We start from the raw sequence: 15,089 nt of genomic DNA, 5'->3' as shown, positions 1-15,089 counted from the left end.
TTCCATCCCCCAGTCGCTTGCCAAGCATAAATCAAGGAAACACCCATGAGCGCCAGCACCTCTGCAACCCTGCGTCATGACTGGTCTTTGGCCGAAGTCAAAGCACTCTTCGTTCAGCCATTCAACGACCTGTTGTTCCAGGCGCAAACGGTGCACCGCGCGCATTTCGACGCTAACCGCGTTCAGGTTTCCACCTTGCTTTCGATCAAAACCGGCGCCTGCCCGGAAGATTGCAAATATTGTCCGCAGTCCGGTCACTACAACACCGGCCTGGAAAAAGAAAAACTGATGGAAGTGCAGAAGGTCCTCGAAGAGGCTGCCCGCGCCAAGGCCATCGGTTCCACCCGTTTCTGCATGGGCGCGGCGTGGAAACACCCGTCGGCCAAAGACATGCCGTACGTGCTGCAAATGGTCCAGGGCGTGAAAGCCATGGGCCTGGAAACCTGCATGACCCTCGGTCGTCTCGATCAGGACCAGACCGAAGCGCTGGCCAAGGCCGGTCTCGATTACTACAACCACAACCTCGACACCTCGCCGGAGTTCTACGGCAGCATCATCACCACCCGCACCTATGGCGAGCGCCTGCAAACCCTGGCCTACGTGCGTGAATCGGGGATGAAGATCTGCTCCGGCGGCATCCTCGGCATGGGCGAGTCCCTCGACGACCGCGCCAACCTGCTGATCCAGTTGGCCAACCTGCCGGAGCATCCGGAATCGGTGCCGATCAACATGCTGGTGAAAGTCGCCGGTACGCCGCTGGAGAATGCCGAAGACATCGATCCGTTCGACTTTATCCGCATGCTCGCCGTCGCCCGTATCCTGATGCCGCAATCCCACGTGCGCCTGTCCGCCGGCCGCGAAGCGATGAACGAGCAGATGCAGGCCCTGGCGTTCTTCGCCGGTGCGAACTCGATTTTCTACGGCGACAAACTGCTGACCACCGCCAACCCGCAGGCCGACAAGGACATGCAACTGTTTGGGCGCCTGGGCATCCTGCCGGAAGCGCGCGAAGAGCATGCCGATGAAGTGCATCAAGCGGCTATCGAGCAGGCGCTGGTGGAGCAGAAGAGCAGCGAGCAGTTCTATAACGCTGCCGTCTGACTTCTCCCCGTCCTGTAGGAGCGAGGCTTGCCCGCGAATGAGACACCCTGGTCTGTCTGACCGCGGTGATGCCTTCGCGGGCAAGCCTCGCTCCTACAGGAGATGTGTCTTTTCCTGACCCGCGAGGTCTGCATGTCTTTCGATCTCAGCGCGCGCCTTGCTGCCCGTCGTGCCGAAAATCTCTATCGCCATCGCCCACTGCTCGACAGCCCTCAAGGCCCGGAAGTGGTGGTCGACGGCCAGCCGTTGCTGGCGTTCTGTAACAACGACTACCTGGGCCTGGCCAATCACCCGCAAGTGATCGAAGCCTGGCGTGCCGGTGCGGCGCGTTGGGGCGTCGGCGGCGGGGCATCGCATTTGGTCATTGGCCATAGCAGCCCGCATCACGCGCTGGAAGAAGCCTTGGCAGACCTCACCGGCCGGCCGCGTGCGCTGCTGTTCACCACCGGTTACATGGCCAACCTCGGCGCGGTCACGGCGTTGATCGGGCAGGGCGATACGGTGCTGGAAGACCGGCTCAATCACGCTTCGTTGCTGGATGCCGGTTTGTTGTCCGGTGCGCGGTTCAATCGTTATCTGCACAACGACGCCGAGAGCCTGGCCAAGCGTCTTGAGAAAGCCACGGGCAATACGCTGGTGGTCACCGACGGCGTGTTCAGCATGGATGGCGATATCGCCGACCTGCCGGCGCTGGCCCGGGAAGCCAAGGCCAAAGGCGCGTGGCTGATGGTGGATGACGCTCACGGCTTTGGTCCGCTGGGCGCGAATGGCGGCGGGATCGTCGAGCATTTCGGCTTGAGCCAGGAGGATGTGCCGGTGTTGGTCGGCACCCTCGGCAAGGCGTTCGGCACGGCCGGGGCGTTTGTGGCGGGCAGCGAGGAGTTGGTCGAAAGCCTGATCCAGTTCGCCCGCCCGTACATCTACACCACCAGCCAACCGCCAGCCCTGGCCTGCGCGACCCTGAAAAGTCTCGAATTACTGCGCAGCGAGCATTGGCGGCGCGAGCACCTTAATGTGCTGATCCGTCAATTTCGTCGAGGCGCCGAACAGATCGGTCTGGAACTCATGGACAGCTTCACCCCGATCCAGCCGATCATGATCGGCGATGCCGGCCGCGCCGTACGCCTGTCGCAAATGCTGCGCGAGCGCGGCCTGATGGTCACCGCGATCCGCCCGCCCACCGTGCCGGCCGGCAGCGCGCGCCTGCGGGTGACCCTGACCGCCGCCCACAGCGAGGCGCAGGTGCAGCTATTGTTAAATGGACTGGCCGACTGTTTTGCACAACTGGGACCGGAGCCAAGCCATGCGTGATCGTCTGATTCTGCTGCCCGGTTGGGGCCTGGGGATTTCGCCGCTGGAGCCGTTGGCGGCTGCTTTGCTAGGGCTGGATGAACACTTGCGGGTCGAGATCGAGCCGTTGCCGGAACTGGAATCGGGGGATCTGGAGGAGTGGCTCGACGAACTCGATTCGACCTTGCCCCAGGATGCCTGGCTCGGTGGTTGGTCGTTGGGCGGCATGCTCGCCTCCGAGTTGGCGGCGCGGCGCGGCGATCGCTGCTGCGGTTTGCTGACCCTGGCGAGTAATCCTTCGTTCGTGGCCCATGAGCAATGGCCGAGCGCGATGCCCGGCGAGACCTTCGATGCGTTCCTGTCGGGCTGCGCTGCCGATCCGCGCATGACCTTGAAACGTTTTTCGCTGCTCTGTGCCCAAGGTGCCGAGGACCCGCGCGGGTTATCGCGATTGCTGCTTGGTGGCGCGCCGAATACCTCGCCCCCGGTGTTGATGGCCGGTCTGGAAGTGCTCGCGCAACTGGATACTCGTCAGGCCTTGCAGGCGTTTCGTGGCCCGCAACTGCATCTGTTCGCCGGCCTCGACGGGTTGGTCCCGGCCGAAGCGGCGGGGGAGTTGCTGGCCTTGCTGCCGGATGTCGAAATCGGCCTGATCGAGCAGGCCAGCCACGCGTTTCTTCTGGAAGACCCCCACGGTGTGGCGGGGGCGATCCAGGCCTTTTTGCATGAGTCCGGTGATGACTGATTTATCCCTTCCCCCACTGCCCGGCGGTTTGCCCGACAAGCGTCAGGTGGCCGCTTCCTTTTCCCGTGCGGCGGCCAGCTACGACAGCGTGGCCGAGTTGCAACGGGATGTGGGCAATGAGCTGTTGAGTCGTTTGCCGCAGGTTTTTTCGCCTGAGCGTTGGCTGGACCTGGGCTGCGGCACCGGGTATTTCAGTCGCGCGTTGGCCGAGCGTTTCCCTGAGGGGCACGGCGTCGCGCTGGATATCGCCGAGGGCATGCTCAATCACGCCCGGCCGTTGGGCGGCGCTACGCATTTCATCGCCGGGGATGCCGAGCGCTTACCGCTGAAGGATTCGACCTGCGACCTGATCTTTTCCAGCCTCGCGGTGCAGTGGTGTTCGGACTTTGCCTCGGTGCTCAGTGAGGCCTCTCGTGCACTGAAACCGGGCGGTATTTTCGCGTTTGCTAGTCTGTGTGTCGGCACGCTGTACGAATTGCGCGACAGTTGGCGTCAGGTGGATGGCCTGGTGCACGTCAACCGTTTCCGCGAGTTCGGTACGTATCAACAGTTGAGCGCGGCCAGTGGCTTGAAGGTCGTCAGCCTGCAAACCCGTCCACAGGTGTTGCATTACCCGGATGTGCGCAGCCTGACCCATGAATTGAAGGCGTTGGGCGCGCATAACCTGAACCCGGGTCGGCCGGGCGGTTTGACCGGCCGGGCGCGAGTCCTCGGCTTGATCGAGGCGTATGAGCGGTATCGTCAGGCACAGGGACTGCCGGCGACTTATCAAGTGGTTTATGCCGTGTTGGAGAAACCCTTATGAGCGCAGCCTATTTCATTACCGGTACCGACACTGATGTCGGCAAGACCACCATCGCCGCCGGGTTGCTGCATGCGGCGCGGTTGGCAGGTTTAAGCACGGCGGCGGGTAAACCGGTAGCGTCCGGCTGCGAAGTGACGCCCAAAGGTCTGCGTAATGCCGACGCGCTGGCGTTGCTGGCCGAGTGCTCGGTGCCGCTGACGTATGCACAGGTCAACCCGGTGGCGTTCGAACCGGCGATTGCCCCGCATCTGGCGGCCCGGGAGGCGGGTGTTGCGTTGACGGTGCAGTCCTTGCTGACGCCAATGCGCGAGATTCTGGAGCTGAATGCAGACTTCACGCTGATCGAAGGCGCCGGTGGCTGGCGCGTGCCGCTGGCGGATCAGGATAATTTGTCAGACTTGGCGATGGCCCTGGATTTGCCGGTGATTCTGGTGGTCGGCGTGCGGTTGGGCTGTATCAATCATGCGTTGCTGACGGCTGAAGCAATTGCCAACGATGGGCTGCAATTGGCGGGATGGGTGGCCAATATCATCGAGCCCAAGACATCGCGGCTGGAGGAAAACCTCGCCACGCTGGCCGAGCGGATACCCGCGCCGTGCCTGGGGCGAGTGCCGAAACTCAAGTCGGTGACGGCGGAGGCGGTGGCTGAGCATCTGCAACTGGATCTGCTCGATTAATGTTTTTGGCTATGACAAGGCACTGTGCCATTAGTGTTTTTGTCGGGTGTTTTCACGGCGCGTCTGCTTCAATGGCCGCTGTTGATCCTTCATAAGGACGAGTTCTCCCATGGAAATCTCAGGTAGCACCGCTTTTTATGCCGGTCTGAGCACTATTCAGACCGGGCAGAACCGTGTCGATCAGGCCGCCGGCCAGATTGCCAACACCACCATCGATCGTTCGGAGAAGAGCCAATCCTCCGAAGCACAGGTTGATCGTCTGCGTTCGGTAGACCGCAGCCAGCAATCCGACCTGGCCAGCAACATGGTCGAGATGTCCCAGGGCAAGTTTCAGGTTGAGCTCGGCGCGAAAGTCGCCAAGGCATCCGATGAAATGCTGGGGACGTTGATTGATACCTACGCTTGATCATTGATCGAGCGACAAACAAAATCCTTTAAAACTTGCGATCACTGGCGCGTGACCATTGATCGCAATTTACGTGGCAAATAATTAAATCACCCCCCCTGACGCCCCCACACTCTTGGATAACGGGTGCCGACCATGGCCGCCCCGGAACTGCCCGAAATAACAACTCGCCCTTGTGGCTGTATCGTCACATCAGTGCAGTCACCGGCACTGTGGCCCGCCCAGAACTCCTCTCGTTCTCCGTTTTCGCTAACTCGCTCATATAGCTCCATGGTCGTGCCCGCCATGATGCCTCTGCCAACGGCCACAATTTTGCCGTCTGGTTGAATTGCCAGAGATTGGAAGGCCAGATCGTTTAATGAACGGGAGATGAGTAATGGTTTGCCTTGGTTGAAGGCTTTATCGATATCACCGTCGCGCTCCAGTCTGGCAAGTAGCCCTTTTCTAAGACCGTCAGAGCCTTTTGCATAGCCGGCGATAATGATTTTGTCGTCATCCTGGACGACTACCCGACTCACGATATCGTCCAGAAGCAGCTCCGCAATTTGCGATTTCTCTAATGGCTCATCGGGCACGACAATGTCGGCATAACCGGCCTGACCAAAGGTATTGTCCAGAACGCCTTCAACCGTGTAACGAGCCACGGTCCGTGTTTGTTGCTGTTCGCCGTCATATCTCCAACTGCCCGCGACGATAATGCGGCCATCGCTTTGGATCTGAACATCGTTGGCAAAGCTATTACGGTCGTGGAGCTTGATATCGATAAAGCCCTGGCCTTCACCAAAGTCATTATCGGGCTCTCCGGAGGCCAGCAGGCGGAACAGCCTGGACAACGGACCTCCGAATTGAAGTGTGTAGGTGGCTGATAGAAGTATCTTTTGGTCTTTTTGCAGGCAGCCATCTACGAACTTGTAGCTAAATGCGCTGGGTGTTGCATCTTCTGGCCCCGTCCTGATGACTCTTCGACCAAATACCAGGTCAGGACTGCCGCTGGCATTGAAGCGTGCGACGGCGGGTCTCAGTACTCCGGCTTTGAGTGATTCACCGATGACCAGGATTTTTCCATCTTGTAGCAATACGCGTATCGGCCTGGATTGGTCGTCATCTTCGAAGTTCCAGGTCGTTTCCACGAACAATTCATCTTTCGTCCCGTCGACAAAGTAACGGGACAAGCGGAAGTGGTCGCCAATCTGCGAGACAAGAAACAAATTGCCATCCTGGTCAGAGGTGATTGCGTTTGCGGTGCCTCTTTCGCTGATCTCGATGCGACCGCCGTTGGCAAAGGTACGGTCGAGATCACCCGGAATTCGAGGCTGACGGTTGTCACTGGATTTAACTTCCATATCGTTTCTCCTGCGATAGGCCTTTCTGCAGACCACCATGGCCTGTAGGCGCGGCAGCTATAGTCATTACATAGGTTGTGCAGAAAATCCGAACCTGTGAGAACTGACAGTTCAACATTCCTTGGAAGCCAAAAAACATGCTTAAAGAGCCAAAAGCGGGTCCTTTCCGTGAATCGAAAGCCTGTGCATGACGAACGGCAAAGGATGGATGCTTGACAAGATTTGGGCGTAAACGTATGTTTCAAACAACTGTTTGACCGTCACAACAAATCAACGCGGTCGTTCATTCCCGGTTACATCAGCAGAGGTTTATCGCTATGCCTGACTACAAGGCCCCCTTGCGTGATATTCGCTTCGTTCGTGACGAGCTGCTCGGCTACGAAGCGCACTATTCGAGCCTTCCGGCTTGCGCAGACGCAACTCCGGACATGGTTGATGCCATTCTCGAAGAAGGCGCCAAGTTTTGTGAGCAGGTGCTGGCTCCGCTGAACCGCGTGGGTGACACCGAGGGCTGCACCTGGAGCGAGTCCGGCGTTAAAACCCCGACGGGCTTTAAAGAAGCCTACAAGCAATTCGTTGAAGGCGGCTGGCCAAGCCTGGCTCACGACGTAGAGCACGGCGGCCAAGGCCTGCCGGAGTCTCTGGGTCTGGCCGTGAGCGAAATGGTTGGCGAAGCCAACTGGTCGTGGGGCATGTACCCAGGCCTGTCCCACGGCGCGATGAACACCATTTCCGAGCACGGCACGCCTGAGCAGCAAGAGGCTTACCTGACCAAACTGGTGTCCGGCGAATGGACCGGTACCATGTGCCTGACCGAACCGCACTGCGGCACCGACCTGGGCATGTTGCGCACCAAGGCTGAACCTCAGGCCGACGGTTCCTACAAAGTCTCCGGCACCAAGATCTTCATCTCGGCCGGTGAACACGACATGGCCGACAACATCGTCCACATCGTGCTGGCCCGCCTGCCGGACGCACCGGCTGGCACCAAAGGCATCTCGCTGTTCATCGTTCCAAAGTTCATGCCGAACGCGGACGGTTCGATCGGTGCTCGCAACGCTGTGACCTGCGGTTCCCTGGAACACAAAATGGGCATCCACGGTAACGCCACTTGCGTGATGAACTTCGACGGGGCCACCGGTTTCCTGATCGGCCCGGCGAACAAAGGCCTGAACTGCATGTTCACCTTTATGAACACCGCTCGCCTGGGTACCGCGCTGCAAGGCCTGGCCCACGCCGAAATCGGTTTCCAGGGCGGCCTGAAATACGCTCGCGATCGCCTGCAAATGCGCTCCCTGACTGGCCCGAAAGCGCCGGAAAAAGCCGCTGACCCGATCATCGTGCACCCTGACGTACGTCGCATGCTGTTGACCATGAAGGCATTCGCCGAAGGCAACCGTGCGATGGTGTACTTCACCGCCAAACTGGTCGACATCGTCAAGTACGGCGTGGACGAAGAAGAGAAGAAGAAAGCCGACGCACTGCTGGCCTTCATGACGCCGATCGCCAAAGCCTTCATGACCGAAGTCGGTTTTGAATCCGCTAACCACGGCGTGCAAATCTACGGCGGTCACGGTTTCATCGCCGAGTGGGGCATGGAGCAGAACGTTCGCGACAGCCGCATTTCGATGCTGTACGAAGGCACCACCGGTATCCAGGCACTCGACCTGCTGGGCCGTAAAGTGTTGATGACCCAAGGCGAGGCCCTGAAAGGCTTCACCAAGATCGTCCACAAGTTCTGCCAGACCAACGAAGGCAACGAAGCGGTCAAAGAGTTCGTCGAGCCTTTGGCTGCGCTGAACAAGGAATGGGGCGAGCTGACCATGAAGGTCGGTATGGCCGCCATGAAAGATCGCGAAGAAGTCGGCGCCGCGTCGGTGGATTACCTGATGTATTCCGGTTACGCCTGCCTCGCTTACTTCTGGGCTGACATGGCGCGTCTGGCTGCCGAGAAACTGGCTGCCGGCACCACCGAAACCGCGTTCTACACCGCCAAGCTGCAGACCGCGCGCTTCTACTTCCAGCGCATCCTGCCGCGTACCCGCACTCACGTTGTGACCATGCTGTCGGGCGCCAACAACCTGATGGACATGAAAGAAGAAGACTTCGCACTGGGCTACTAAGCCTTCGCGCAGTTCTAAAAAGAGCCGCCGCTCCTTCGGGAGCGGCGGCTTTTTTTTGCTTCTTGCCCAGGCTTCAGGCCTGGCCTACCAAGGCGTCGGGTCCAACGGGCCGACGCCGGTCGGGGTGCCCGCGCCTTCCCCGTTGCGCAGGAACGGCAGGTGCCAGAAGTCGTTCGGGACCACCGGGTCGCCAGGCTTTACGCCTTCCGGAAAGATGAACTCAAACACTGGCGCCACGTACTGCCCGGCGATCAGACCATTGGCCACCGTCAACCGACTGGCATTTTGAATGCAACTGTCCACGGCGGTCTGCGAGGCGCTCAACTGTGGAACGCAAAGTGAGCGCGCAACAACGCGCAAGGTGCGGGTCGGCTGGCTGAGAAGCCCGGTCGGCGCCTTGGTCGCGCGAATCCTGGCACGTTGTGGTTGAGGGCCGACGTTCTGGCTGGTGATGCCACCTGAGACACCAAAGCAACTGGCTGGAAGGGCCTGTGCAGGGTTGCATTCACCGGTCATCTCATAAGGTGCCACCCAGCGATTGGTCTGTACGCCCGTCGATGGATTGACATCGATCAGATAGATGTCGACCGGTGTTTTCACGTCGGTGGTCGATGCTTCCAGGAAAATCCGGTCCTGCGTCTCCTGCGCTACTCCGTTGATGGCCGTTGCCGCAGGGTCGGCGGTACCGATACCGAACTCCCCGATGGCCAGGTAGCTGGGTTGCGTTCCGGGCTGGGTGTAGATCCCGATGTTGGCCTCAATCGTGTGGGCAGAGATGAAGTCCGGGGTGCCCGCCGTGGCTGATTTGAACAGCGTGCCTGCGTAGCTGATGAAGTCGCCGACTTCGAACGGTGCCTGTTGCATCGGGTCGGGGTCGGTTGCTGTGCGCGACGCATCGCTGAATCGCTTCATGACGAACTGACTGCAATAAATCTGACCCAGAACCGGAGGGGAAAGCTCTCCGCTGGCCGGAGGGGTCACGCCGGCCTGGCTGAAGTTGCGGCAGTTGTTCGTGGTGGTCGGGGTTACGACCTTAGGCCGGTTTTTCTGAGGGCAGAGCGCATCGTCCCCGGAAATGGTACGCGGCACGCACATCGGGTAGCCGGTGGCGGCGTGGATCGTCGGGTTGGCGTCATCGACGGAAAAGCGAGGGTCGGGGCTTTGGGCGCGGCCAAAGCGTCCGCTTGGGTCGTTGATCTGGATGATCGTCGGTTGCAGAGGGTTACCGCTGTCAACTTCGAGGTTGCCGTTGGTGTAGTCGATCCGGGTGATGTAGCCGCTGCCGGCATTTGCCGCCTGCTGCGAGACATAGATCAGCCCGGCGATTTGCTTGTTAGAGACGGTATTGCCCACCACATGGATCTCGAACGAGGGGTATGAAGTCGGTCCTTTATTGAGCGCCAGCGACCCGCCCCTGACAAAATCCGCCCAGGTCAGGGTATTGGCCGGCATTTGCAAAACGGTATTGCAAGGGACGGTAATCGTGACGCCGTTCAGTTGGACGGTCCCCCCAAACCGGCCAGGATCGGTTGTGCCGGGGCAGTTCGCGTTGGTAGGGTCCAGGGTCATGCTCTGGATAAAACCCGTAACGGCAAAGCCATGGATCGCATCCGGATTGGTGAACACCGGATTCGGCAACGTGGGTGTCGAGAACGGCGCGGGTGCGCCTTTGACAGGCTTGGCCGTCCCGCCGCCCTGGGCAAGTGCATGACCTGCGCCGCCAATGGCGAGTGCGACGGCGACAGCGCCGGCCAGCAGTGCGTGGTGACCTGAGATGCCGTTGAGTCGCTTGTGGAACGGCGCTATTGCCAGCGCTTTTGCGTGTTTGGATAAGCTCATGGTTCTCTCCACAATCTTGCGGGACCTGTTGCCGGCCAATCGACCCGCCGACTTGCCAGTGCGCTGAATCCTGCGCAGTGAAGATGCAAGGCATAAGCGTCGAGTTGGGGCTCGATCCAGAGGGCAAGGGCCTGAGCACGATTGCGATGTGCCTGACACTCAGCCTTCAGATGCATTCAAGCGGTGTTGCGTTGGCCGGTTCCGGACACAATCGCGAGAGACATTTCCTTGAGCCTGAAATGTGCAAAGCAGTAGTCGTGCCTGATTGGCACAAGCGGTCGTTAGCCTGCAAGAAATGCGGGCTGCGCTGATGGTGTTGTTTTGCATAAAACGATATCTATAGGCTTGGCACCGAAGTAGGGGGGTATATATGCCCATGTTTGGGAGTGCTGAACTAAGTCCCCGTCGGGTAATTAATGGTTAAAATACATGAATGAGAAATGTTGTCTATAGATACTCTTAATAATGGGCGCATGGCAAGCAGAAAGTATCGTGGTGATAGAAATAAAATTGTTTTCGGACGGGTATTAAATAAAAACAATAGCTCGCGCAGTGCAACTGGCGCACGACCATTGTTTTAATGAAGGATGATTCTTGTCAGTCAGTTGTTTAGCGCCGCAAGCCGCGCTGATTGCATTACGCAGTATGAGGTAGCAATTACTTTGCCAAACTTTTTGGTTGTAATTTAAGATTTTAAAATCATGAAAAATAAGGATTTATTTAAATTCTATGATGGCGGGTGGGGAATGGCGCCCAAAAGTGGGGGGGAAGTTCACCACGATTGAGGGCTGCTTTTGTAGTTGTCGCCGAAGATTTTTCCGATCGATGGTTTTTGTCTGAAGCGCTAGTCGTTCGAGATAAAAAATATTGAATTTTTCCTGTTGAAATTATTTGTTACAGCTAGAGTTGAATTAAGCGCGCCTCGCGGTGCGACCAAACAACGTTTCAATTAAGCCTGAGCCAAGAGAGTACTTTGCCAGTTAGGCCTCGTTTCGCATCAGCCAACTTACAGTTGGTGTATTGAGTCGTGCGTGCGGCAAGAATCATGGTGATGAGTTCCTCTCGTAACAGGATAATCCCGGAGCCTGGCTACTCCGTACTGAATCGAGAATGTCATCATGGTGAAGTCCTTGAGCATCCTTCGTATTATCCGCTGGGCCTGCTCGATCGCGGGTGGTCTGATCGCTGTCAGTCTGGCTTGGGAGAGTGCTGTCGCGGCATCCGCGCCAGAGGTCGTCACACCCGTGCCGGATGTTCCCAGCTTGCAGTCGTTGCACGGCATGACACCTCCCGACCCCTCCGGAACGGAAGGCGGGCGCAAGGTTGATCTGATGACCGATTACGTCCTCAACCGTTCGGCGGCGATCCTGCTGGGCAAGGCGTTGTTCTGGGACATGGAGATCGGCAGCGACGGCTCCACGGCGTGCGCTTCCTGCCACTTCCACGCAGGGGTCGACCACCGGATCACCAACCAGATCAACCCCGGTCAGGCGAACACCAATGCCAACGTCTCGTCGATCTTCAACAAGCCGTTTGTCGCCTCTGACATCCCGGGGGATGTCGCTTCCTACCTGACCAAGTCCGGTGGCAAGGGTGGCCCGAACTACACGTTGAAGAAAGCCGACTTCCCGACCCATGTGCTGGCCGATCCGCTGGATCGCAATTCGCCGATTCTCTATTCCACCGACGACGTGATCGGCTCCCAAGGCGTGTTCGACGCCAACTTCGTCAAGCCGCATCAAGCGCGTTTCGACAAGTGCACGGCGCAGCCGGACGGGATTTTCCAGGTGGGCGGCATCAATGTCCGGCGCAGCACCGGGCGTAACGCGCCGACCGTGATTAACGCCGCGTTCAACGTGCGCAATTTCTGGGACGGCCGGGCGAACAACATTTTCAACGGCTTCTCGCCGTTCGGTAACCGCGATCCGGATGCCGGGATTTTCGTCACCAGCGATCGCAGCGGCGTAGCAACGAAAGTGCGCCTGGCCCTCAAGGATGCTTCCGCCGCCTCGCAAGCCGTGGGACCTCCCGGCAGCCCGGTGGAAATGTCCTGCGGCGGGCGCACCTTTGCCGATATCGGCCGACGCATGCTCGACACGCTGATGCTCAAGCAACAACGGATTTCCTCCACCGACTCGGTGCTGGCCTCGGTGTCTGGCGCACGCCGGCCGACTTACCGTGAACTGGTCAAGGCTGCGTTCCAGCCGCGGCTGTGGAATGCCACGCAACAGGTGTTGCTGGGCGATGCGCCGTATAGCCAGATCGAGGCGAATTTCCCCTTGTTCTTCGGGCTGGCGATCCAGATGTACGAATCGACTTTGATCTCCGACCAGGCCCCGCTGGATGCCTATTTGCAGGGTAATCATCAGGCCATGAATGCCCAGCAGGTCGAGGGCATGAACCTGTTCCTCGGCAAGGGCAAATGCGTCAGTTGCCATGGCGGGGCGGAGTTGACCAACGCCGGCAGCCGCTTGTTGTTCCAGCCCCGTGAGCGCATTGAACGCATGTTGATGGCGGACAACCTCACCACGCTCTATGACAACGGTTTCTACAACACCGGTGTGCGCCCGACGTCGGAAGACTTGGCGCTCGGTGGCTCGGACGCCTGGGGCAACCCGCTGTCCTTCACCCGTCAGTACAACACCGTGTTGCAGGGCGGGAAGGTGCCTGACCCGTTCGATGTCGATGTCTGCACGTTCGAAATGCCCTTGAGTGCGGCGCTGCCGTGTGATGCGACGCTCAAGCCCAATGTCGGTTTCCGCGACTCCGTCGATGGCGCCTTTAAGACGCCAACGCTGCGTAACATCGCGCTGACCGGGCCGTATTTCCACAACGGCAGCCGGGCGACGCTCAAGCAGGTCATGGAGTTCTACAACCGTGGCGGCGACCGGCGCGGTGAAGACGCGAGCAACACCAGTGGCTTCGAACATCCGTCGGCCAATCAACACAACGCCTCGAACCTCGATCCGGACATGACCGCGCTGAACCTGACCCCTGATGAAGTGGATGCGCTGGTCAAATTCATGGAAGTCGGGCTGACCGATCCGCGCGTTGCCTGGGAACAGGCGCCGTTCGATCATCCGTCGCTGGTCATTCCACAAGGTCACGTCGGTGATGAAAACGCCGTCACGGTGCGGCCGGCCAGTCCGAAGATCACGACTCGCCAGGCCCTCGATGCGCCGATTGCCCTCAAACCCGTCGGCGCCGAAGGACGCGCCGCCACCGAGGGGCCCTTGCAGCCGTTCTACAACGACCTTTGAAATGCTCAATAGCTGTGGCGCGGGAGCAAGCTCCCGCGCCACAGGTTTTGCTGTCATTAAAAAACCTCGCAAACGCCCTCAGAAAGTCAGCATTTCTGCCGTTAAAGAGACGTTCACGTGACCTGAATCACAATTCGTGTGCTTAATTGTGCGCATTGCAGGCACAATGCCATCAATTGTTTCGCCGGGTCGGAGCTTTACCCTTGCCGCGTTCTTCCGCTGTACGTTTCAGCCATTTTTTGCCCTCGCTGCTGTTGTTGCTTGCGGGGCTTTCGGCTGCGTACATCAAGGATCTCAACGTTTTCTTCACGTCGCTGTTCAACGTGTTGCCTACGTTGGTGCTGCTGCTCGGCGGTGCGTACTGCGCGGTTTACCGACGTCAGCGCGAACTGTTTCTGATGGTCACGGTGTACATCGCCTACTTCCTGCTCGACACCCAAACCGACTATTACCGCGACAACGGCAAGGTGCGCGAAGACGCGGCCGTGGTCTTTCACCTCTGTTGCCTGTTGCTGCCGCTGCTGTTCGGCCTGTTCGCCGCGTGGCAGGAGCGCACGCACCTGTTTCAGGACATGGTGGCGCGTTTCGCCGTGTTGCTGGCGTTCGGCAGTGTGGCGCTGGGCCTGGAGCAAAGTTACCCACAGGCGCTGCTGATGTGGCTGTCGGAGATCCGCTGGCCGGCGTTGCACGGTGCGTGGATGAGCCTGATTCAGTTGTCCTACCCGGTGTTCATCGCCTCGTTCGTGCTGCTGACCTGGCAATACTGGCGTAACCCACGACCCCTGCACGCCGCGCAATTGGTGGGCCTGTTGGGATTGTTCTGGATGTTGCCGAAAACCTTCATCCTGCCGTTCACCCTGAACATCATGTGCAGCCAGGTGATGTTGATGATTGCGGCGGCGGTGGCCCACGAAGCCTATCAAATGGCCTTCCGCGACGAACTCACCGGCCTGCCGGGTCGCCGTGCATTGAACGAACGCATGCAGCGGCTCGGGCGCAATTACGTGCTGGCCATGAGCGACGTCGATCACTTCAAGAAATTCAACGACACCCACGGCCACGATGTCGGCGATCAGGTGCTGCGACTGGTTGCCAGCAAACTGTCGAAAATCAGCGGTGGCGGTAGGGCGTATCGCTACGGCGGCGAGGAATTTGCCTTGGTGTTCGCGGGCAAGACGCTGGAAGAGTGCATGCCGCACCTGGAAGTCATCCGCGAGTCGATTGCGTCCTACAACATTCAACTGCGCAATCCGGACCGTCCCCAGGACGACCAGCAAGGTCGCCAGCGCCGAGCCGGTGCCGGTGCTTCGAGCGTATCGGTCACGGTCAGTATCGGCGTCGCCGAACGGCTGGAGCAGCGCACCCCTGAACAAGTGCTCAAGTCCGCCGACGAGGCGCTCTACAGTGCCAAGGGTGCCGGGCGCAACTGCGTGGTGGCGTTCGGCCAAAGTCGCCGTGGCGCGGTGCGCATGGACGGCGCTGCGGGTTGAGTGATGATGG

Annotated in this window: 11 protein-coding genes; 9 read left to right on the top strand and 2 right to left on the bottom strand. The window is 59.2% G+C overall.

What is annotated here, in order from left to right; all coding sequences use genetic code 11:
• The first annotated feature begins 45 nt into the window (after positions 1–45).
• The 6 genes from bioB (at position 46) to V5E99_RS00400 (ending at position 5,024) form a co-directional block, all read left to right on the top strand.
• Entirely contained in the window at positions 46–1,101 is a 1,056-nt protein-coding gene (bioB, locus tag V5E99_RS00425; RefSeq protein WP_499800070.1) for a biotin synthase BioB, read from the top strand.
• Positions 1,102–1,233: 132 nt separating this feature from the next.
• The gene (bioF, locus tag V5E99_RS00420; protein ID WP_499800067.1) at positions 1,234–2,412 is read left to right on the top strand and encodes an 8-amino-7-oxononanoate synthase; all 1,179 of its coding nucleotides are present in this window, start codon (positions 1,234–1,236) and stop codon (positions 2,410–2,412) included.
• On the top strand, positions 2,405–3,136 hold the full coding sequence (locus tag V5E99_RS00415; RefSeq protein ID WP_499800065.1) for an alpha/beta fold hydrolase: 732 nt from the start codon (positions 2,405–2,407) through the stop codon (positions 3,134–3,136). The genes bioF and V5E99_RS00415 overlap by 8 nt, the downstream gene beginning before the upstream one ends.
• Positions 3,129–3,941, top strand: a complete 813-nt coding sequence (gene bioC / locus V5E99_RS00410; RefSeq protein ID WP_499800063.1) for a malonyl-ACP O-methyltransferase BioC — start codon at positions 3,129–3,131, stop codon at positions 3,939–3,941. The genes V5E99_RS00415 and bioC overlap by 8 nt, the downstream gene beginning before the upstream one ends.
• Positions 3,938–4,618, top strand: coding sequence for a dethiobiotin synthase (bioD, locus tag V5E99_RS00405; protein WP_499800062.1), 681 nt, complete (start codon positions 3,938–3,940; stop codon positions 4,616–4,618). Before bioC ends, bioD begins: the two co-directional genes overlap by 4 nt.
• Before the next feature lie 109 nt (positions 4,619–4,727).
• Positions 4,728–5,024 (top strand): pyrroloquinoline quinone biosynthesis protein PqqE, encoded by a 297-nt coding sequence (locus V5E99_RS00400; RefSeq protein WP_201198285.1) that lies wholly within the window; start codon positions 4,728–4,730, stop codon positions 5,022–5,024.
• Positions 5,025–5,113: 89 nt separating this feature from the next.
• On the opposite strand, the gene V5E99_RS00395 is transcribed toward V5E99_RS00400, so the two are convergent.
• Positions 5,114–6,367 carry a hypothetical protein gene (locus V5E99_RS00395; protein ID WP_499800060.1) on the bottom strand — a complete coding sequence of 418 codons (1,254 nt, stop codon included), beginning with the start codon at positions 6,365–6,367 and terminating at the stop codon, positions 5,114–5,116.
• A 317-nt stretch (positions 6,368–6,684) separates the two neighbouring features.
• On the opposite strand from V5E99_RS00395, the gene V5E99_RS00390 reads away from it, so the two are divergent.
• Positions 6,685–8,490, top strand: coding sequence for a phenylacyl-CoA dehydrogenase (locus tag V5E99_RS00390; protein WP_499800058.1), 1,806 nt, complete (start codon positions 6,685–6,687; stop codon positions 8,488–8,490).
• An 84-nt stretch (positions 8,491–8,574) separates the two neighbouring features.
• Here V5E99_RS00390 and V5E99_RS00385 read toward each other — a convergent pair whose 3' ends face one another.
• Complete coding sequence (locus V5E99_RS00385) at positions 8,575–10,329, bottom strand: hypothetical protein (RefSeq protein ID WP_499800056.1); 1,755 nt, start codon at positions 10,327–10,329, stop codon at positions 8,575–8,577.
• 1,331 nt (positions 10,330–11,660) lie between these two features.
• Here V5E99_RS00385 and V5E99_RS00380 point away from each other — a divergent pair.
• Both V5E99_RS00380 and V5E99_RS00375 read left to right on the top strand, forming a co-directional pair.
• Positions 11,661–13,589 carry a cytochrome-c peroxidase gene (locus V5E99_RS00380; RefSeq protein ID WP_499800054.1) on the top strand — a complete coding sequence of 643 codons (1,929 nt, stop codon included), beginning with the start codon at positions 11,661–11,663 and terminating at the stop codon, positions 13,587–13,589.
• A gap of 203 nt (positions 13,590–13,792) precedes the next feature.
• On the top strand, positions 13,793–15,079 hold the full coding sequence (locus tag V5E99_RS00375) for a GGDEF domain-containing protein (RefSeq protein WP_499800052.1): 1,287 nt from the start codon (positions 13,793–13,795) through the stop codon (positions 15,077–15,079).
• Positions 15,080–15,089 lie beyond the last annotated feature (10 nt).

Source organism: Janthinobacterium sp. LPB2021202312-11-4 (genome assembly GCF_037049705.1).
GTDB lineage: Bacteria > Pseudomonadota > Gammaproteobacteria > Pseudomonadales > Pseudomonadaceae > Aquipseudomonas.
Note: the sequence above shows the minus strand (reverse complement) of the source record. Positions and strands in the feature narration are given on the sequence as shown.

Coding starts and splice junctions, on each gene's coding strand:
- bioB (WP_499800070.1), top strand. CDS start 46: ATGAGCGCCAGCACCTCTGCAACCCTGCGTCATGACTGGTCTTTGGCC.
- V5E99_RS00390 (WP_499800058.1), top strand. CDS start 6,685: ATGCCTGACTACAAGGCCCCCTTGCGTGATATTCGCTTCGTTCGTGAC.
- bioF (WP_499800067.1), top strand. CDS start 1,234: ATGTCTTTCGATCTCAGCGCGCGCCTTGCTGCCCGTCGTGCCGAAAAT.
- bioD (WP_499800062.1), top strand. CDS start 3,938: ATGAGCGCAGCCTATTTCATTACCGGTACCGACACTGATGTCGGCAAG.
- bioC (WP_499800063.1), top strand. CDS start 3,129: ATGACTGATTTATCCCTTCCCCCACTGCCCGGCGGTTTGCCCGACAAG.
- V5E99_RS00380 (WP_499800054.1), top strand. CDS start 11,661: ATGACCGATTACGTCCTCAACCGTTCGGCGGCGATCCTGCTGGGCAAG.
- V5E99_RS00385 (WP_499800056.1), bottom strand. CDS start 10,329: ATGAGCTTATCCAAACACGCAAAAGCGCTGGCAATAGCGCCGTTCCAC.
- V5E99_RS00395 (WP_499800060.1), bottom strand. CDS start 6,367: ATGGAAGTTAAATCCAGTGACAACCGTCAGCCTCGAATTCCGGGTGAT.
- V5E99_RS00400 (WP_201198285.1), top strand. CDS start 4,728: ATGGAAATCTCAGGTAGCACCGCTTTTTATGCCGGTCTGAGCACTATT.
- V5E99_RS00415 (WP_499800065.1), top strand. CDS start 2,405: ATGCGTGATCGTCTGATTCTGCTGCCCGGTTGGGGCCTGGGGATTTCG.